The sequence below is a fragment of the Bradyrhizobium sp. AZCC 1578 genome, from assembly GCF_036924675.1.
Classification (GTDB): Bacteria; Pseudomonadota; Alphaproteobacteria; order Rhizobiales; family Xanthobacteraceae; genus Bradyrhizobium.
This window is the reverse complement of sequence record NZ_JAZHRZ010000001.1, coordinates 656,269-674,938: the sequence shown is the minus strand read 5'-3', so window position 1 is coordinate 674,938 and position 18,670 is coordinate 656,269. Positions and strand designations below refer to the sequence as shown.

The following is an 18,670-nucleotide window of genomic DNA, read 5'->3' as shown; positions in this document are numbered from 1 at the left end:
GAGCATGTCACTGGCGCGGTTTCCTCACGCTTGCGGCATTGAGAGCCACCGTGCATCGCAGCAACACCTATGCATCCGCCTTTTGCTTTTGAGGCGGCTGGGTTAGACACGCCAATTCTCACGAGAGGGCGTAACCAATGATCACCGAAATCGCGCAAATCGACGTCAAACCGGGCACTGAGAAGGATTTTGAAGCGGCCGTCGCCAAGGCGCGCCCGCTGTTTCTGCGCGCCAAGGGCGGCAAGGGGTTTGAACTGCACAAATCGATCGAGAAGCCGCAGCGATATCGGCTGGTGGCGAAATGGGAGACGCTGGAAAACCACACCGTTGACTTTCGCGGCTCGGAAGATTTCACCGCCTGGCGCGCGCTGGTCGGCCCGTACTTTGCTTCGCCGCCCGAGGTCGAGCATACCGAGACGGTGCTGACCACGGCGGACTGAAGCCATCAGCCGGCCGCTATCGCGGCCGGCACCGCTTCCGCCTTGAAATGATCGATCATCACCTTGGCGATCGCCATCAGCGGCAGCGCGAGCGCCAGCCCCCAGATGCCGAAGACGACGCCGAGCAGGATCTGGAACGCAAATAGCGTCGCAGGCGGAATGTCCAGCGCCTGCCGCTGAATGATCGGTGTCAGCACGTAGCTTTCCAGCGCGTGCACGCCGAGGAACAGGATGAAGGCGGAGAGCCCCGCGACCCATCCCGACGCGAGACTTGCGAGCACCACGATCAGCCCGCCGAGGATCGCGCCGACCGTCGGGATGAAGGCGAGCAGCCCCGCCTGGATGCCCAGGATGAACGAGCTCTGGATGCCGATGATCGATAGCCCGATCCAGGTCACCAAAAACACCGCCACCATGGTGATGATCTGCGCGATCAACCAGCGCTCCAGCGTCTCGCCGATCCGATCGACGATCGCAACTGCGCGCACGCGATGCTTCACGGGCGCCACGAACAGCAGTCCGTTGCGGTAGACGCCTGGCTGGGTCGCGAAGGCAATCCCCAAAAACAGCACGATGAAGAAGTTTCCGACTGCGCTGGCGGTGCCGAGAATCAGTTTCAGGCTCTGGCTGAAGATGGCGCCGCCGCTGGCCGCAATCGTGCCGGCGCTGGGAAGCGTGTGCGGCGTCGGCGTCGCGGCGGGCGCCGGCGTGCCATCGTCCGACGTCGACGACAGGGTGCCGAAATCGAAAAAGCTGGTGTCGATGCCGTTCCGCTCCAGGAAGCCCTTGACGTTGACGAGCTGCGATTTGAGCGTGTTGCTCAACGCCGTCGTCTGCTGGGCGATCGTGGTGCCGCCGAGGAAGACGATGCCCGACAGCATGCCCGCGACTACCAGGCAGACCATCGTCAGGCGCAGCGCATGCGGCAGCCGCACCACGCGTCCAAGCAGATTGCTCATGGCGTTGAGCGCGACACCAAGCAGCATGCCGGTAAATATCAGAAACAGTGTCGCGGCAAAGTGCCAGGTGAACACGAGCAGCGCGGCGAACAGCACGACGCCGATGCCTCCGACCGATATCGCCCACGCCAGATCGTTGCGGGCCTGAAGGCGATTGTCAGCCGGACCTTTCACGTTGATTCCTTTTCGCAGAATGTCGTCTGCAGTCTTTCGCCAAAAACGCCGCCGGGATCAAGCGGGAGCGCACGCGCCGGTTTGACGCTGCCACGTCCGGTATGCCAAGCGGTAGACGAATCCGACATGGCGCCGGCGAGGACGAGATGAATTTCAAATGGTTCGGCCCGATTGCGCTGTTGGCGGCGCTGGTGATCGGCGACCAGATCAGAATCAACCATCCCGCCCACAAATATCGTCTGTCGGTCGATGTCGAGACGCCGCTTGGGCGCAGATCGGCATCCGGCGTGGTGGCCGTTCATCCCGATCGGAGCTACACCCGCCGCGGTCAGACCCGCACCGTCGGCGACGCCATTTTCGTCGATCTCGGGCAGGGCAAGAACCTTGTCGCGCTGCTCGCGCATGTCGACAACAACCTCGTGCTGGATGACGTGAACTACGTGGCCCTGCGCGCCTATACGGCGGCGGCCGGCCAGCGGGTCTCGTTTAACGAGATGAGCCGGTTGACCGGCGTCGTGCCGGTAAAGGACGCGCTGATCCCGGTGCTCGTGACCTTTACCGATCCGGCCAACCCCGGCACCGCGCGGCGGGTAGCACCCGACGATGCGGAGGCCGTGCTCGGCAGGGGCTATCGCCTTCAGGGAATATCGGCTGAAGTGGTGCCGAACGGATATTGGCCGGTCGATTTCGGCGGCGCGCTGGGCGAGCCGGTCACGCGTGGAATTCAGGCGAAACTGCCATGGCTGGGTGATGCCGGCAATTCGGCTGCCGCGGCGCTCCGGGCGGCCGGTTTGCCCGGGGCCGACAGCATCGACGCCCGCGAGGCTTTCACGCGAAAATAGCAGGGCAGGCCCGCAGGCCGCTGCCGGATATTGATCCGCCGCCGGCTCGCGGGCATTATCGTCTGCAATGGCGGCCCAACCCAGAAGGTCCTTGCACAGGACGATGACAGCGGAAAATCGGCGATGAGACGACCCGTGGTCGGTGTGATCGGGAACGCTTATCGCGTCGAAAATCGTTTTCAGACCCAGATGGTCGGAGAGCGCAATCTGCGCGCGGTCACCGACGTGGCGGGGGCGCTGCCGCTGATGTTTGCCGGGTCGCCCGAGATTACCGACATCGGCGCGCTGCTCGACGTCGTCGATGGCATCGTGCTGACCGGCGCACGGGCCAATGTCCATCCGACCCGCTTCAAGACCGAGCCGCATGAGAGGCACGAGCCCTACGACATCCACCGCGACGACCTCGCGCTGGCGCTGACGGAGGCCTGCGTTGCCCTTGGCGTGCCAATCTTCGGCATCTGCCGCGGCCTGCAGGAAATGAACGTCGCCTTCGGCGGCTCGCTGCATCCGGAAATCCGCGAGATTCCCGGCCGCATGAACCACCGCATGCCGCGCCTGGAGAACGGCGAAATCCATCCCGACCCGACGGTCGTGTTCGCCGACCGCCACGACGTCCATCTCACGCCCGGCGGCACCTTTGCAAGCCTGCTCGGCTGCGAAACCATCCGGGTGAATTCGCTGCACGGGCAGGGCATCCTTGAACCGGGGAGGCGCGTCGTCATCGAAGGCATTGCCGAGGACGGCACCATCGAAGCGATCCGGATCGCGGACGCCCCGAGCTTTGCGCTCGGTGTCCAGTGGCACGCCGAATATGACCCGCAGCGCAATCCGATCAATCGCAAGCTGTTCGAGGCGTTCGGGGCGGCGCTCAAGGCGCACGAGCGGGCGAGGTGACCGGACAGACGCGCGTCCCGGAGCGACCTCATCCGTAATCCTACGGGGCCGAAAAGATGGGATCGGCTCCGGGAAGTCGGCTAAGTCACCCATCAACTCGACACTGGTAAAGCCGCCATGACGCAACCTGGACGTCTCGCGCCGGCGATGATCTTGCTGGTCCTCGTGACGTCCTGCGTCGTGAGCGCAGTAACCTATTTCCTGGCGACGCGCGCCCCCTCGCTGGGGCCGCTGGCGATCATCGTCGGCGCCGCGCTGGCGAGCGCTGCAATCACCGGCCTGCTTACGATTCTTGCTGCGGCGAGGCTTTGGCACAGGCTTTCCGATGTCGCGGGCCTTGCGGATGGACGCAACGGAGCGGAGGAGGGACGCGCTGACCAGACGCTGATCGACAGCGACATGGCGCAAGCCATTATCGAAGGCTCGCTCGACGCCTTTGTCCAGACCGATGAGCGCTGCGTCATCCTCGGCTGGAGCCCGCATGCCGAGGCCCTGATGGGATGGACGCGCACTGAGGCCGTCGGCCGGAGCATGGACGAACTGGTGTTTCCGGAATCGCAGCGCGCGGTGCATCGGCAATGGGTCGATCGCTTCCTGAGCGAGGCGGCAGCCAGCCCCGTTGGCGGGCGATACGAAGCGCCGTTGCTGCACAAGGACGGCCGCGAATTCTTCGCCGAAATATCGCTCACAGCACTGCGCCGCGGCGAAGGCTACATCATCAACGCCTTCGTCAGGGACATCACGGCCAAGCGCGCCGCGGAGGAGCAGTTGTTCCAGGCGCAGAAGATGGAATCGGTCGGACAACTGACCGGCGGCATCGCCCACGACTTCAACAACGTGCTGACCGTGATCACGGGCACGATCGAAATCCTGGCCGACGGCGTCAAGCATGATCCGGCGCTCGCCTCGATCGCCCGAATGATCGGCGATGCCGCCGATCGCGCATGCCAGCTTACGGCCAACCTCTTGGCCTTCGCCCGCAAACAGCCGCTGCGCCCGCGCGAGACCGACGTCAACGCGCTGGTCGAGGAAGTGGTGCAACTGCTGGCGCCGACGCTCGGACGACAGATTCAAATCGAAACCGCATTGAGCGATCAGGTCTGGCCGGCTTGGGTCGACGGGAGCCAGCTCTCCTCCGCCCTCGTCAATCTCGCGATCAACGCCCGTGACGCCATGCCCGATGGCGGCAGGCTGCTGTTCAGGACGGAAAATCTCACGCGCGGTGAGCATGACGCCGACATGGGTGGGCTCGGCGCGGGCGCCTATGTCGTGATCGAGGTGATCGATACCGGCGTCGGCATTCCGCCCGCGATACGCGACAGGATTTTCGAGCCGTTCTTTTCGACCAAGCAGTTCGGCGTGGGCACGGGACTTGGGCTGAGCATGGTGTTCGGATTTGCAAAGCAATCCGGCGGCAGCGTCGTGGTCGAGAGCGAGGAGGGCAAGGGTGCCTGCTTCCGCATCCTTCTCCCCAAGGCCGATACCGAGCCCTCGGACGCGCTTGGCGCGAGCGATGCACCGCCGGAGGCGGACGGCGAACTGCGGGGCGGAACGGACACCATCCTCTGCGTGGAGGATGACGACGTGGTGCGGGCGCACGTCGTCGGCCGGCTCGAAAGCCTCGGCTACACGGTCATTGCCGCCGCCAGCGCGGCGCAGGCGCTTGAGCTGGTCAACTCCGGTGCAGCATTCGATCTGCTGTTCACCGACATCGTCATGCCCGGCGCGATCAACGGCCGGCAGCTTGCGGAGGAGGTCGCCAAGCTGCGCCGGCCGCTCCGAGTGCTCTATACGTCCGGCCATACCTTCGATGCCTTTGGTTCGGGCGAGCGTCTCGGCGAGGGCGTGCTGTTGCTCGCCAAGCCGTACCGCAAGGCTGAATTGGCGCGCATGCTGCGCCTCTGCCTCGACCGCGCGATCGACCACATGGGCGACCCGATCCCTCTGCCATATTCGGTGCAGGAGGACGTAGATCGCTTCCTGAAGGAAAATCCGCCGAGGCAGGGGTAGGGCGCGATTCTCCGCGCAATGACGCGGAGATAGCGACGCAACACTTGACTGTCATCCCCGCGAAGGCGGGGATCTACCGTGATGTTCGTCAAGAGGTCGATCATGGGCGAGAATGCGGCATCGTGCTCGCCGGTCAAGGCGACCGCTGCGCGGCGGCGATGCCGGCCTTGACCGGCTGCGCTCGCTGCCGCGTTGGCTTGCCATGATCGAAGGCTCATGCCGCAGGCCTGGCTGCGTGTCTCCAATCTGATCGGTCACGGATCATGGCGTTGAGCGTCACCAGCATTTTGCGCATGACGGCGGTGAGCGCGACCTTGCCCAGGCGATGATTGTCATCGACCAGATGTCGGTAGAAGGCCTTCATGACCGGATTGTGCTGGATCGCGCTGCGGGCGCCGTTGAAGAGCACTTTGCGCACGCTGGAGCGGCCATGACCAATGGACGCATGCCCGTGCTGCTTGCCGCTGTCGCGCGTGTGCGGGGCAAGGCCGCAAAGGGCCGCGATTTTCTTGCCTGACAGATGTCCGAGTTCCGGCAGGTCCGCGATCAATGTTTCCGCGATGGCGGGGCCGACACCGCAGAAGGTTTGCAGCCGCCGGCTGGTCTCGGCATGCGCGGAGCTTGCGATGCGTTCGGCGATGGCCTTGTCGACCGTAGCGAGTGAACGCTCAAGGGCGGCAATGACCGCCCGCAGGCTCTTGCGCACAATGGCGCTGTCTGCCACGTCGCAGCGGCAGGTCTCGGCATGCAGCAGAGCCTGTAACTGCCGGCGCCGCGATGCGAGTTCACGTAAGACCTCATCGGCCTCTGGAACCGACTCGATGTCGCGGCGAGCGAGCTCCTCGGCGGCAAAGTCGGCCAACAATTTGGCGTCGATGCGGTCCGTCTTGGCCTTGATGCCACGCCGCCTGCGATAGGCGACGACTTCGTTCGGGTGCACCTGCTTGAAGGCGACCTTCGCGCGGCGGAGACACCGTCGCAGAAGCCGCTCATAGCCGCCCGTCGGCTCGAACGCGACCAGGCCGATCGAGCCGGCCCCGATCTGCATAAACCAAGCGTCAATCGCTCGCTCACTGTTCGCGATCCGCTTGACCCGACTGTCACCCGCGATCGCAATGTCGATCCACTCCTTGGCAACGTCCACCCCGATCACCATCTTGTCCATGTGGCTGTTCTCCGACAGAATATGCATCTGGTCGGCACGCCGGATTGCAATGCGGGCTCAGGCCCTCTCTACCGTGCGCGTGTCAGACCGTAACGCCGGCGGTCCTAAGATTCCCACGGTCTTGCAGGACCTGACCAGTACTCGAGGGGCCGCCGGCGCCCCATCCAACAGGATGGCGACGCCATCATGCAATCCAGTACGCCGCGGCTTATCGGTTCAATCACTGCCGTCTCTGGGAACTGGGTCACCCGCCTGAGCCTGTCATCGGGCGCGCATTCGCGCGACCCGTTGGCGGGTGAACGACAACCGAGTATGAGTTCGCGATCTCGCGACGCTGATCGCCCGAGGTTTGCATCTTCGTTTGCTCCCTCTCCAAACAGAGGGCGCAGGGAAGACCGGGTGCTTGCTGCACCCGCGGTCTCGTGTGCCATTGCGCATAGCAAAAGCGCACACGAGCATACAGGTACAGCGGGAGCAGCCCGGCCTTCCCTGCGCAATGGCTTTACGGCTTACTTCGTGCTCTTCCCGGAGAACGGCTCTTTTGCCTCCGTCATCGGCGGGACACTTCCCGCCGACTTAACGCCAGCACCGCGGCGCCCGAACCACACGACTTCGCCGTACGCTTCCTGCGCCTACGTCTTGCGCATTCCGCGTCCATCGCATCTCACCGCACGTTCGTGACGATCGCGAGCCGCCCCTCATCTCGCCGTGAGACGGACGGAGTTATGCGCGTGATTTGGGTGAGAACGAAAGCGGAATATTTTTGATTCTTTTCGTTTCCTGGACTTGACACGATTTCTGAAAATCAGAAGTGATTTGCCCGTCGAAAGACGAGCAGCCGAATATTGGCATCCACGCGATCGTGCGCGACGATCATGGCTAGTCGCTGGCTAACTTCCTTGAATAGATCCTTTACTTTACCGTTGTACTGGTCGGGCATGACAACGTTGGGCCACCAAGCACGTGCTTCGGTATCCGAGAAGGTTTATGCGGTATTCACCGCGGCGGCTGCGGCTATCCTCGCCTTTATCGTCGCACTGGACTTCAAGCTAGCGGCGGATCAGTCGTTTTCAACTTTCATTCTCGACCCGGGCGGTTTTCCGGTTGGTCGGGATTTTCTTAACACTTGGATGGGCGGCCGCTCGGTGTTTTCGAGCGGTCCTGCGGACTGGTTTGATTCCGACGTCTACATGGCTGCACTGGTGAAGGCGACCGGTATCTCCGATTTGGCACCAATGTATTGGTCGTATCCTCCGCATATTGTGCTCCTTATTTGGCCCTTTGGTTTGCTGGGCTTTTTGCCTTCCTACATAGTTTGGTGCGCAGTCGGGCTCGCGCTCTATGTGTGGGCGGCGATCGCGAGTGGCGTCGACCGAAAATACTGGTTATTTCTGGCGGTCGCGCCTGCTGTCACCGTGAACGTGTTCCTGGGCCAAAATGGATTCTTGACGGCTGCGCTTTTGATCGGCGGACTGGCAAATCTCGATCGGCGACCGATCATCGCCGGAATCCTGTTCGGTATCCTGACTATCAAGCCGCAATTTGGGCTACTGCTTCCGGTATTGTTGCTATTGGGCGGACACTGGCGCGTCATTAGCTCAGCGGTCGCTACAACGGTGTTGCTTGTCGCCGCGACTGCAATATGGTTTGGGCCGGATATCTGGATACAGTATTGGCAGAAGGTAACACCGCAACAGCATTACTTGCTGAACGTCGCCGGTATCAAGGGCTGGCCGATCGTTGCCTCAGCCTTTGTCAACGCTCGCCTTATCGGCCTGCCGGATAGTTGTGCCTGGGTGGTCCAAGCGGTGGTATCGGCCTGCGCTTTTGGCGCGGTTGTTTGGACGGTCTGGCGCAAGCGGGATCCGGTGCTCTCACAAGCGCTGTTCGTCACCGCGACTTTCCTGTTTTTGCCTTGGATAATGAACTACGACATGGTCGTGTTCGGATGGATTGTTGCGCTCTTGCGCCAGCGCGGAAACGAAACGTTTGTCGATCAATGCCTTTCGCTGGCGCTATGGATGTTGCCCATTCTGATGTTTCCATTGGGCTTTGCGCATATTCCCAGCGCGCTAATCATCCTGCCGCTGTTCGCGGCTCGTCTGCTGTGGCGGTTGGCCCATGATACATCCGAGCGAGCGTCATCAGCAGAGGTGCGGGTTGCAACGTAGTGGCGGGCATACCGCAAAAACAAAAGGCGCCCGAATGCAGGCGCCTTTCGTATCTTGCAACAATGATCCCGGCGGCAAGCCGCCGACTAGCAAGTAGCCCGCATGGGCGCAACGATATGCGGGGATGGCGGCAATCCCGGGTGTCGCTGCGCTCACCCGGGGCTACGCTTGCTGCATTGGAGGTCGTGGCGAAGCGCGATTGCGGTGACGTTGGTCTAACGCAAACCCAAGCTTTGCAGGAGCGACGGTGTCTGGGCATTTTGCACAGCCTGCTCCTGTGCCCGGGGGTCCGGCACGGGCGCGATCTGTACCGGTGCATTTTGCTCTTCCCGGACCTTTGCTCGGGGACGTCGCTGGGACCGGATCTCCGCTCGCGCATTGTGCACGGACCGGGCCCGTCGATGTTTCTTCGTTGGCTGGGCCTGAACTGGGGCATCTTGCGCAACCTGCACTGGGGCAGCTTGCGCGAGCTGTACGGGCACGACCTGTGCCCGTGTATCTTCCTGTGCCCGTGCATCTTCCCTGGCCGCCCAGGCTTCGAATTCCTTCAACAAGGATTCGGCCGGTGGTTGACCGGTCACGGTTTGATTCTGATCGGCAGGTTCAGAAGCTGCTGCAATTTCGTCGCGCGCCGACACATCGCTTGTCTTCGGCGGCGAGTCCTGAGTGCCGGCGATTGATTGAACTGCTGGCGCCGACGAATCGACGTCAGACTGGAGCGCCGGTTTTTCGACCCACGTAGCCGTGACGTTCTCAACGAGCGCGACTGGATCTCCCACTGATAGGATCGCGATACCGATCGCTGTCGCCGTTACAGCCCAAATACTCGCCTTAAGGATTCGCGACGAGATAGCCGCTCTGTTCAAAGCCTTCCCTATATCCGGCTGCGCGATTTTTTCGGTATGTTCGGACAGAAAGAGAGGAGAACGATCCGGCGGGAAACCGTCTTTTGTCGCCATTGGCTGATGTCGCCTCTTGTTATTCTTGTCCACCAGTACGCTGCCAGCGAGGTCTAAAAGCGACAATCACCGCCACGATTTGGGAGAAGTCTTGATTTCAATGGGATTTGGGAACCGCAAGATCACGCGGAAGCCCGGTTAGCGTTGAGCAAGACCGGAAATGAAAACAAAAGGCGCCCGAATGCAGGCGCCTTTCGCATCTTGCAACAATGATCCCGGCGGCAAGCCGCCGACTAGTTCACCAGCGACGATGTCGTCACTGGGGCGCGCGGCGCGCGGGCGCAGCGGCCGGCCGCAGCTCCATTGTGGATACGCCTGCCGCAATATTCACGCCTGTCTGCCCCTGCACGGATAGCGGCTGCATCATTACCGTGCGGTCCGAGCCTCCAACCAGGACGTTGGCGCTCGCTCCGGCGCCGACCGTGCCGCCGGCGGTCGCACCCGTATAGGTTCCCGCCAAAGCCGCCCGGCGCAGCGTGGTCGGCGCAAAAATCGCCCAAGCCAACTGGCCGCCGGTCGTGGCGCCGATGTCTAGGCCAAGCGTGCTAACGGTGCCCTCATAAGCCTCGCGGCCCCTGCCTCTCGATGACGCATAGACACAGCTCAGTTGCCGTTGCCCCCCGACAACGAGGCCGACACCGGGCGCTATGTTACAGGTGAGCGTGCCGACCCTCGTCCGCCCGGTGTCCTGAGCCGTGGCCGGCGGAGCCATGGCAAGGGCGAGCGCCAGAGCGACGCATGTGGTTGCGAGACTATTCAAGGCTGTTCTATTCAGGGTTGCTTTGTTCATGGGCCGCGTCCTCCTTCGACGCATTCTGATGGACCCCCTCAACGCGCGGCGACATTGCGAGGTTCCTGCCCCCATAGCGGCCTTTGAGCGCCTTGCGGCCATATGAGCGGAATTCGCGGCAGCAGTTGGCGGCATGAGTAAACGAACGAGGCGGCCGAAGCGCCTGATTTTCCTTCGCAAAAACAAAAGGCGCCCCTCGGGAGCGCCTTTTGCAATGTCGGACGGTGATACTGGCGGCGCGAGCGCCGCGCGCCATCACTGCGAATAATACATCTCGAACTCGACCGGGTGCGGGGTCATTTCGAAGCGCTCGACTTCGGTCATCTTCAGCTCGATGAAGCTGTCGATGAAGTCATCGTCGAACACGCCGCCACCACTGTCGGACCTGAAGCTGGAAACTGATTCCGCCGTGGTGCAGGAGCGGAACGAGGGCCGCGACAATTGTCCAAGCAGCAACTAGACTGCCTAATCGAAATCCGATCCCGTGGGCGAGCCATATGAGCAGAGAGGCCAGCGTCGACCACGTGACGCAGAACATGGAGACTTACAACAAAATCGCTGAGCACTACCACGTGACTGCGACGCCTGAGCTTCGCGCCTGGAAGGAGGAGTCAATGCGGCGTTTCGCGGCCTTTCTGCCGGGAGCCCATGTTGTCGTCCCAGGCTGTGGAGATGGCCGCGACTCCCGATTCGTGGCATCCTTGGCCTTACAGGTCACGTCTTTCGACCTATCCGACGCGATGCTGCGGATTGCGCAAAACCAAGATCCGTCAGGGGCTTATCTCAAGCTCGATTTCCGCGATATGGCGAGCCTTCGCGGACCGTTCGACGGCATTTGGGCCAGTGGCTGCTTGTACCATCTCACCAAAGCAGAGTTCGCGCAGTGCGTAACGACGTGCAGATCTTTGTTGTCAAAGGCCGGGGTGCTGTACGTGAGCATGAAAGAGGGACAAGGGGAACGTTATGAGGAGGTGCTGGGGCCTCGCTACCCTGGAGGCACCGAGGCCAGAGCTCTTCTGCATGGTAGACGTTTCTACGCCTACTATGGACGCGACGAGCTACTCAAAGCTCTCGACGGCTTCGCCTTGCTTGTTGAACAGCGTGTCGAGCCCGCCGAGGGCGGGTTTGAGTTGTGGCTGCGCAAGAGGCTGCCGCCTAGCTAAGCTCAATTTCTCCGCAGTCTTCACCCGATACGCATATGGTGAGCATCACAGCGAGCGCCAAAAAACAAAAGGCGCCCCGTGGAGCGCCTTTCGCATTTTCCGTGACCTTAAGGGATTACTGCGAATAATACATCTCGAACTCGACCGGGTGCGGGGTCATTTCGAAGCGCTCGACTTCGGTCATCTTCAGCTCGATGAAGCTGTCGATGAAGTCATCGTCGAACACGCCGCCGTTCTTGAGGAAGGCGCGGTCCTTGTCGAGGTTTTCCAGCGCCTCCCGCAAGGAGCCGCACACGGTCGGGATCTGCTTCAGCTCTTCCTTCGGCAGGTCATAGAGGTCCTTGTCCATCGCCGGACCCGGATCGATCTTGTTCTTGATGCCGTCGAGGCCGGCCATCAGCATCGCGGCGAAGCCGAGATAGGGGTTGGCCATCGGGTCGGGGAAGCGGACTTCGACGCGCTTGGCCTTCGGGTTTGCCGTATACGGGATGCGGCAGGAGGCCGAGCGGTTGCGCGCGGAGTAGGCGAGCAGCACGGGGGCTTCATAGCCCGGGACCAGGCGCTTGTAGGAGTTGGTCGACGGGTTGGTGAAGGCGTTGATCGCCTTGGCATGCTTGATGATGCCGCCGATATAGTGGAGGCAGGTCTCCGAGAGGTCGGCGTATTTGTTGCCGGCGAACACCGGCTTGCCGTCCTTCCAGATCGACTGGTGGCAGTGCATGCCCGAACCGTTGTCGCCGTAGACCGGCTTCGGCATGAAGGTGGCGGTCTTGCCGTAGATGTGCGCGACCTGGTGGATGCAGTATTTGTAGATCTGCATCTGGTCGGCCATCAGCGTCATGGTGTCGAACTTCATGCCGAGCTCGTGCTGGGCGGAAGCGACTTCGTGGTGATGCTTCTCGACCTTGACGCCCATCTTGGCCATCGCGCCGAGCATTTCCGAGCGCATGTCCTGCACCGAATCCTGCGGCGGGACCGGGAAGTAGCCGGCCTTGGTGCGGATGCGGTGGCCGAGATTGCCGCCCTCATACTCGGTGTCCGAATTGATCGGCAGTTCCGAGGAATCGAGCTTGAAGCCGGTGTTGTAGGGGGTGGTCTGGTAGCGCACGTCGTCGAACACGAAGAACTCGGCCTCGGGGCCGAAGAACACGGTGTCGCCGACACCAGACGATTTCACCATCGCCTCGGCCTTCTTGGCGATGCCGCGGGGATCGCGGTTGTAAGGCTCGCCGGTGGTCGGCTCGAGCACGTCGCAGACGATGACCATGGTGGTCTCGGCGAAGAACGGGTCGATCGTCGCGGTGACCGGGTCGGGCATCAGGCACATGTCGGATTCATTGATCGCCTTCCAGCCGGCGATCGAGGAGCCGTCGAACATCTGGCCTTCGGCAAAGGTGTCCTCTTCGATCATGCTGACGTCGAAGGTCACGTGCTGCCACTTGCCGCGCGGATCGGTGAAGCGCAGATCGACGTATTTTACGTCGTTGTCCTTGATCGACTTCAGGACGTCTTTAGCGGTCTTCATGAATACCCCTTTTGGCTACGGACGGTTTCCAGAACGCGACATTCGCAGACGATCGAGGCATCGCGAACGAAATCAGGCCGCGGAAGCAGCCCTTTTCTTGTTTTTCAGTCGCAAGTTTTCGGATAGCACCCGGCTCAGATAGCGTCCAGCCCGGATTCTCCGGTTCTGATCCGGATCGCTTCCTCGATATTGGAGACGAAGATCTTGCCGTCGCCGATGCGCCCGGTCTGGGCGGCGCGGCGGATCGCGTCGATCGCCTTCTCGACCAGCTCGTCCGAAATCACGATCTCGATTTTCACCTTGGGCAGGAAATCCACGATGTATTCCGCACCGCGATAGAGCTCGGCGTGCCCCTTCTGCCGGCCGAACCCCTTGGCCTCGGTAACGGTGATACCCTGCAGTCCGACTTCCTGAAGCGCCTCTTTCACCTCGTCGAGCTTGAATGGCTTGATGATGGCTTCAATCTTCTTCACTGAGCGCCTCCCGGGCATTTCCAAATTGCAGCGTGCAGATAGTTTCGATGTCGCAGCCTGGTGAACTTACCTGGCGCCGTCTGGTTTGATCCTTGCATCCGGCAAAGCCGGAACTGCTCATGATTGCAAAGCCGGAGCTGCTCATAATTGCCGCTGACTGCGACGATCCTGAGCTCGGCTTTCCAACAGGCTTCCTCAAAAGCAGGGTCTATGCCAAGTTGTTAATGCGGCTGATTTCGGAACGTTATCAGACTTTTAACAGGCAAGTGAGAGAGGTCCGCCGGCGGCTCGCATGATAGCGAAGCTTACAAAATAGGCAAATCGATCATTTCGTGTGCAGGCGGGGCGAGGCGGGCCACGGGCGCGACGGGGATATGCCTTCAGAAAAGGCGGATGGATCGAGGATTTGGCATGGAAGTCTTGACCACGACCGAGATGGAGCGGGCCGACCGGCTGACGATCGCCGGCGGAACGCCCGGCTTCGCGTTGATGATGAGCGCCGGCCAGGCCGTGGCGGAGGTCGCGATGGATCTCCTCGAGGAGGGGCCGATCGTCGTGGTCGCCGGCCGCGGCAACAATGGCGGGGACGGCTTTGTGGCGGCCGCCGAACTCGCCGCACGCGGGCGCGAGGTTTCCGTCATCCTGTTGTGCGAGCGCGACAGCCTGCAGGGGGATGCCGCGCTCGCCGCGCGCGGCTGGAAATATCCGGTGCTGCCGTTCAACCCACAGGCGATCGGCAAGCCAGCCTTGATCATCGACGCGCTGTTCGGCGCAGGTCTCAATCGTCCGGTCAAGGGCGATCCGCTCGAGATGATCGAGGCGATCAACGCCAACGGTGCGCCGGTGCTGGCCGTCGACCTGCCGAGCGGCATCAACGGCACTACGGGCGCGGTGATGGGTGCAGCAATCAACGCTGCCGAAACCGTGACCTTCTTCCGCCGCAAGCCGGCGCATCTGTTGATGCCCGGGCGCAAGCATTGCGGCCGCGTCCGCGTCGCCGAGATCGGCATCGATGCGCATGTGCTTGAGGAGATCCGGCCGCAGACGTTCGAGAACGTTCCGCAGAGCTGGCGAAAGTCGTTTCCGGTGCCCTCTATCGACGGCCACAAATATGCCCGCGGCCACGCCGTCGTGCTGTCGGGGGAACTGGCGTCGACGGGAGCGGCGCGGCTGGCCGCCCGTGGTGCGCTGCGGGCAGGGGCTGGCCTCGTCACGGTGGCCTCGCCGCGCGATGCGCTCGCCGTGAATGCCGCGGCGCTGACGGCAGTCATGGTGCGTCCGGTCGATACTGCCGTCGAATTCGCCGACCTTGTGGGCGACAGACGGCTCAATTCCATCGTGATCGGGCCGGGCGCCGGCATCAGTGAACGCACGCGCGATCTCGTGCACACCGCATTGTCGACCAAGCGCGGCCTCGTGCTCGACGCCGATGCGCTGACGAGTTTTGCCGAAGCGCCGGAGCGACTGTTTGAACAGATCAGGGCGAGCGAGGATCCGCAGGTCGTGCTGACCCCGCATGAGGGCGAGTTTCCGCGCCTGTTCAGCGATATCAGCAACAAGCACCCCGGCCGTTCGAAGCTGGAGCGGGTGCGCGACGCCGCCCAGCGCTCCAGAGCGGTGGTGCTGCTGAAGGGACCGGACACGGTGGTGGCTTCGCCCGACGGGCGCGCCAGCATCGCCTCCAACGCGCCGCCCTGGCTCGCGACGGCGGGAGCCGGCGATGTGCTGGCCGGCATGATCGCGGGGCTGCTGGCGCAAGGCGTGGCGGCCTATGAAGCTGCCTGCATCGGCGTCTGGATGCACGGCGAAGCCGCGGGCGAGGCAGGGCCGGGCCTGATCGCAGAAGATTTGCCGGAAGTGCTGCCGGCAGTGTTCCGGCGGCTCTATGACGAGTTCGGCATTGAATACTAGGCTGCTCGAACTCGACGACATGGACGCTGCGGCGCGCGTTCACCGGATGGCATTTGACCACGCCTTGCCCTGGCTCGCCGGACTGCACACGCCCGATGAAGACCGCTGGTTCTATCGCGAGCGCATGTTCAGGACCTGTACACTCTGGGGCGTTTTCGGTCGCGATATGCTCACCGGCCTCATCGCCTTTCATGACGATTGGATCGAGCAACTATACGTGCTTCCGGAGGCGCAAGGACGGGGCGTCGGCACGGCACTGCTCGACGTTGCGCAGCGCGGGTCCGGGCGACTGCAACTCTGGACCTTTCAGCGCAATGCGCGGGCGCGGCGCTTCTACGAAGGGCGAGGCTTTGCGCTGGTCGAGCAAACCGATGGTTCCCGCAATGAAGAGAAGGAGCCGGACGCCCGTTATCTCTGGATGCGCGCGTAATTGCAGCCCGTTAGGTCACTAGATACTTCGCCACCGCCGTCTCATTCCACTCCAGCCCCAGCCCCGGTCCACGCGCGGTGACCGTGCCATCGACGATCTCGGCGGGATGGGCGAGGATGACGCTGGCGAAATCCAAAAATTCGAGCCAGTGCGCGGTCTGCGTCACCGCCAGCAGGTGGGCGCTGGCTTCGGCGAAGAGATGGCTCGACATCGGGATGTTGGCGGCGTGCGCCTGGGCGGCGACCTGCAGCCAGCCGGTGACGCCGCCGCACTTCATCAGATCAGGCATGATGAAATCGCTGGCACCTAGCGCGATCGCTTCGGCAAAGCCGCGCGGGAACCACCAGTTCTCGCCGGCCTGAATTGGCGTGGCCGAAGTCTCGCGCACTTTTGCGTGTCCCGAGAGGTTTTCCTGCGGCACGGGTTCTTCGATCCAGTGCAGATCGTAGGGCGCGAGGCGAGCGATCCGGCGCGCGGCTTCCGCGGGATCGAGCGACTGGTTGAAGTCGATCATCAGCGCGATGTCAGGGCCGATGAGGGCGCGCACGCCCTTGACCACGCGCTCGTCATTGGCGGCATCGCCGTCGCCGCCCTTGATCTTGATGCCGCGAAATCCCTGTTCGAGCGAGCGGCGCAGCGCTCTTTCGTCCGCCACCGGATCGACCACGCCATAGCTGTCATAGGCCCGGATCGGTTTTGGCGACCCGCCGAGCAGTTCAACCACCGGCTTATTGGCCAACTGGCCGAGCGCGTCCCAATAGGCCATGTCGAGGCCCGACACCGCCATGCCGACTAGGCCCTGCCAGCCGAGCAGGCGGAATTTTGCGTCCATCGCCACCATCAGATCGTAGGGCGCAACTGGTCTGCCGGTGAGTTCGCGCCCGATCTTCTCGATCAGGTGCACCAGTGGCTTCAGCGTCAGCTTGCTGTAGGCAAAAATGTAGGAGTGGCCGGTAACGCCTCGATCGGTCTCGACGTCGATCAGGACCAGCGGGCCCACGTCGATCACGCCAAAGGCGTTCTTCACGGGGCGGGCGAGCGGCACGACGAGCGCTCGCGCTTTGACGCTGCGGATAGCGGGAACCGGCTTGCTCATGGCTTGCTCCTCATTCGACTGCGTACCACCGCACCAGCCGCGGTGCCGCCCAGTCGGTGGCGACGGATTCGATCAGCCAGCGGCCGGCATGTTCGGCGGCAAAGGCGATGCGTTGGGTCTGGCCGGGATCGATCGCCAGCGTATCCAGCCAGAACGGCTTCCAGCCGTCGTCGAGCCGGTCGAGCAGGCGGAAGTGATGGCCGTGGAGGTGGAAAACGGTGGCGACCGCGGCGCGGTTGGTGAGCGCCAGCACCACGGTGCGGCCTTTCCTGGCGCGGAAGGCGGGCGGGGCACTCACGGCAAAATTGGCTGGAGTCATCCAGTCAGCGGAAGGTCCGCCCAGCACAACATCGATCCGGGTCGCCCCCTTGAGGTCGAGCCGCTCGGGCAGGCCGTTGGAGGACAGCGGCGGGGCGGGTGGCAGCGGGGCCGCGCGGACCGGCGGTTCGCTGGAGACGACAAGCTTGCCGATCGGGCGGGCTTCCTTGCCATCATGCAGCAGGATCGCATGGGTCGTGCCTACCGAAGCAGTCAAATCGATGAAGGCGTCGGCCCGCCCGCCCGGCGCCAGTACCAGCGCGCCATTGCGGGCCGGAAACGGCTCCGAGGGCTGGCTGTCGATGGCCATGACCCGGACCTCGAGCCCTTCCAGTTTGATAGCCATAACAGAGCGTTGGCAGCCGCTGATAATGCGGAGCCTGATCCGTTCGTTGGTCCGACCTGAGAGTTCGAGCGAAGTCCGGCCGTTAATCGTATGGAGGCGTGCAGTGTCCTTCGGATCGATTCCCGGCGCGATCGCTGTTCCATCGGGCCTTGCCTGCCAGTCCTCGATCAGGAGCACCTCGTCGCGGTCGACGGCGACCGGCTCGGCTTCGCGAACGATCAACGGCCGTGCCCGCGCTGGTTGTGCCTGTCGATCACCAAGCAGCCCGAAGTCGCAGAGGAAGGTCCCGGCGTGGCGCAGCGGAAGCTGCAAGGCGGCCTTGCCACCGCTTGCGAGGGCTGCGCGCGCCGTGAGGGGGGCGTGAACCGGAACGCCGTCCATACCCCGCCAGTTGAGGACGACCGGCGCCGGCAGTTCATTGGCAAAAGCGATCTCGGCCGTCTCGCCGCGCTTGAAGGTGAGGTCGGGTCCTTGCAGCGACCAGACCGGCGCGGCCGTACCGCCCGGCCGGAGTGCGAGAGTCTCCGGCGTGGCCTGTAACGTCAGCGGGGGACGTCCCTGGGCTGCGCCGGAAACCGGCCATATCGGAGCGAGGGCGGCGGCGCTCAGCCCGGCCAGCAGCTTGCGTCGATCTAGCGTCGATTTGGGGCTTGCCATCGGACCGATGTGGACCATTTTCTGATGTGCCTGTCCTAGCTGTGACGCCTTGCCCCGGGGCTGTCAAAAAGGGCCATTTTTTTGCTGCGGAGGTGTAGGCTCATGTTATAAGCCCGCCGCCCGCGGCATCGCGGCCGGGTATGGATGCTTTTCACGCGGGCGTGGCGGAACTGGTAGACGCGCTGGATTTAGGTTCCAGTGACGAAAGTTGTGGGGGTTCGAGTCCCTCCGCCCGCACCAAGCGCTCTATCCAAGCGTTTGCATGACGAATACTGGAGGGCTTGCCTCCCCCTTTGGGGGAGCCAAGGTCAGCCGAACCACCGACGCAGGGCTGCAAGGCTTGCGCG

17 protein-coding genes, 1 tRNA gene and 1 pseudogene are annotated in these 18,670 nt (G+C 62.9%); 10 read left to right on the top strand and 9 right to left on the bottom strand.

What is annotated here, in order from left to right:
* Positions 1-137 precede the first annotated feature (137 nt).
* A complete protein-coding gene (locus V1290_RS03445; protein ID WP_057839131.1) occupies positions 138-440 on the top strand; it encodes an antibiotic biosynthesis monooxygenase family protein in 303 nt (100 codons plus the stop codon).
* Between the two features lie 5 nt (positions 441-445).
* Here V1290_RS03445 and V1290_RS03440 read toward each other — a convergent pair whose 3' ends face one another.
* Positions 446-1,573: an AI-2E family transporter gene (locus V1290_RS03440; RefSeq protein ID WP_334363019.1), complete on the bottom strand. Its 1,128-nt coding sequence runs from the start codon at positions 1,571-1,573 to the stop codon at positions 446-448.
* Positions 1,574-1,719: 146 nt separating this feature from the next.
* Here V1290_RS03440 and V1290_RS03435 point away from each other — a divergent pair, with 146 nt between their 5' ends.
* The 3 genes from V1290_RS03435 (at position 1,720) to V1290_RS03425 (ending at position 5,319) form a co-directional block, all read left to right on the top strand.
* Positions 1,720-2,415 (top strand): hypothetical protein, encoded by a 696-nt coding sequence (locus tag V1290_RS03435; RefSeq protein WP_334363018.1) that lies wholly within the window; start codon positions 1,720-1,722, stop codon positions 2,413-2,415.
* Positions 2,416-2,538: 123 nt separating this feature from the next.
* Positions 2,539-3,309, top strand: a complete 771-nt coding sequence (locus V1290_RS03430; protein ID WP_334363017.1) for a gamma-glutamyl-gamma-aminobutyrate hydrolase family protein — start codon at positions 2,539-2,541, stop codon at positions 3,307-3,309.
* A gap of 117 nt (positions 3,310-3,426) precedes the next feature.
* Complete coding sequence (locus V1290_RS03425) at positions 3,427-5,319, top strand: hybrid sensor histidine kinase/response regulator (RefSeq protein WP_334363016.1); 1,893 nt, start codon at positions 3,427-3,429, stop codon at positions 5,317-5,319.
* Positions 5,320-5,533: 214 nt separating this feature from the next.
* On the opposite strand, the gene V1290_RS03420 is transcribed toward V1290_RS03425, so the two are convergent.
* Positions 5,534-6,484, bottom strand: a complete 951-nt coding sequence (locus V1290_RS03420) for an IS110 family transposase (RefSeq protein ID WP_334362844.1) — start codon at positions 6,482-6,484, stop codon at positions 5,534-5,536.
* A 947-nt stretch (positions 6,485-7,431) separates the two neighbouring features.
* On the opposite strand from V1290_RS03420, the gene V1290_RS03415 reads away from it, so the two are divergent.
* Positions 7,432-8,655, top strand: coding sequence for a glycosyltransferase family 87 protein (locus V1290_RS03415; protein ID WP_334363015.1), 1,224 nt, complete (start codon positions 7,432-7,434; stop codon positions 8,653-8,655).
* Between the two features lie 215 nt (positions 8,656-8,870).
* Here the strand turns inward: V1290_RS03415 and V1290_RS03410 are convergent, their stop codons facing one another.
* The 3 genes and pseudogenes from V1290_RS03410 to V1290_RS36425 all read right to left on the bottom strand — a co-directional run.
* Positions 8,871-9,647: a hypothetical protein gene (locus V1290_RS03410; RefSeq protein WP_334363013.1), complete on the bottom strand. Its 777-nt coding sequence runs from the start codon at positions 9,645-9,647 to the stop codon at positions 8,871-8,873.
* A 223-nt stretch (positions 9,648-9,870) separates the two neighbouring features.
* On the bottom strand, positions 9,871-10,404 hold the full coding sequence (locus V1290_RS03405) for a DUF992 domain-containing protein (RefSeq protein ID WP_334363012.1): 534 nt from the start codon (positions 10,402-10,404) through the stop codon (positions 9,871-9,873).
* A 255-nt stretch (positions 10,405-10,659) separates the two neighbouring features.
* Positions 10,660-10,776: pseudogene (locus tag V1290_RS36425) on the bottom strand (hypothetical protein); the annotation flags it as partial.
* A gap of 125 nt (positions 10,777-10,901) precedes the next feature.
* Between V1290_RS36425 and V1290_RS03395 the strand changes: the two are divergent.
* A complete protein-coding gene (locus V1290_RS03395; protein WP_334363010.1) occupies positions 10,902-11,567 on the top strand; it encodes a class I SAM-dependent methyltransferase in 666 nt (221 codons plus the stop codon).
* 115 nt (positions 11,568-11,682) lie between these two features.
* Here V1290_RS03395 and glnA read toward each other — a convergent pair whose 3' ends face one another.
* Both glnA and V1290_RS03385 read right to left on the bottom strand, forming a co-directional pair.
* Positions 11,683-13,092, bottom strand: a complete 1,410-nt coding sequence (glnA, locus tag V1290_RS03390; RefSeq protein WP_028345760.1) for a type I glutamate--ammonia ligase — start codon at positions 13,090-13,092, stop codon at positions 11,683-11,685.
* A gap of 134 nt (positions 13,093-13,226) precedes the next feature.
* Positions 13,227-13,565 (bottom strand): P-II family nitrogen regulator, encoded by a 339-nt coding sequence (locus tag V1290_RS03385; RefSeq protein WP_027537227.1) that lies wholly within the window; start codon positions 13,563-13,565, stop codon positions 13,227-13,229.
* Positions 13,566-13,684: 119 nt separating this feature from the next.
* Here V1290_RS03385 and V1290_RS03380 point away from each other — a divergent pair, with 119 nt between their 5' ends.
* From V1290_RS03380 to V1290_RS03370, 3 genes are all read left to right on the top strand, one after another.
* On the top strand, positions 13,685-13,861 hold the full coding sequence (locus tag V1290_RS03380; protein WP_334363009.1) for a hypothetical protein: 177 nt from the start codon (positions 13,685-13,687) through the stop codon (positions 13,859-13,861).
* A gap of 115 nt (positions 13,862-13,976) precedes the next feature.
* Entirely contained in the window at positions 13,977-15,476 is a 1,500-nt protein-coding gene (locus V1290_RS03375; protein ID WP_334363008.1) for an NAD(P)H-hydrate dehydratase, read from the top strand.
* Between the two features lie 19 nt (positions 15,477-15,495).
* Complete coding sequence (locus tag V1290_RS03370) at positions 15,496-15,906, top strand: GNAT family N-acetyltransferase (protein ID WP_334368918.1); 411 nt, start codon at positions 15,496-15,498, stop codon at positions 15,904-15,906.
* A gap of 10 nt (positions 15,907-15,916) precedes the next feature.
* On the opposite strand, the gene V1290_RS03365 is transcribed toward V1290_RS03370, so the two are convergent.
* Both V1290_RS03365 and V1290_RS03360 read right to left on the bottom strand, forming a co-directional pair.
* Entirely contained in the window at positions 15,917-17,002 is a 1,086-nt protein-coding gene (locus tag V1290_RS03365) for an enolase C-terminal domain-like protein (protein ID WP_334363007.1), read from the bottom strand.
* 10 nt (positions 17,003-17,012) lie between these two features.
* Complete coding sequence (locus V1290_RS03360) at positions 17,013-18,341, bottom strand: multicopper oxidase family protein (RefSeq protein ID WP_334363006.1); 1,329 nt, start codon at positions 18,339-18,341, stop codon at positions 17,013-17,015.
* Positions 18,342-18,478: 137 nt separating this feature from the next.
* Here V1290_RS03360 and V1290_RS03355 point away from each other — a divergent pair.
* A tRNA-Leu gene (locus tag V1290_RS03355) sits at positions 18,479-18,563 on the top strand.
* Positions 18,564-18,670: the final 107 nt, after the last annotated feature.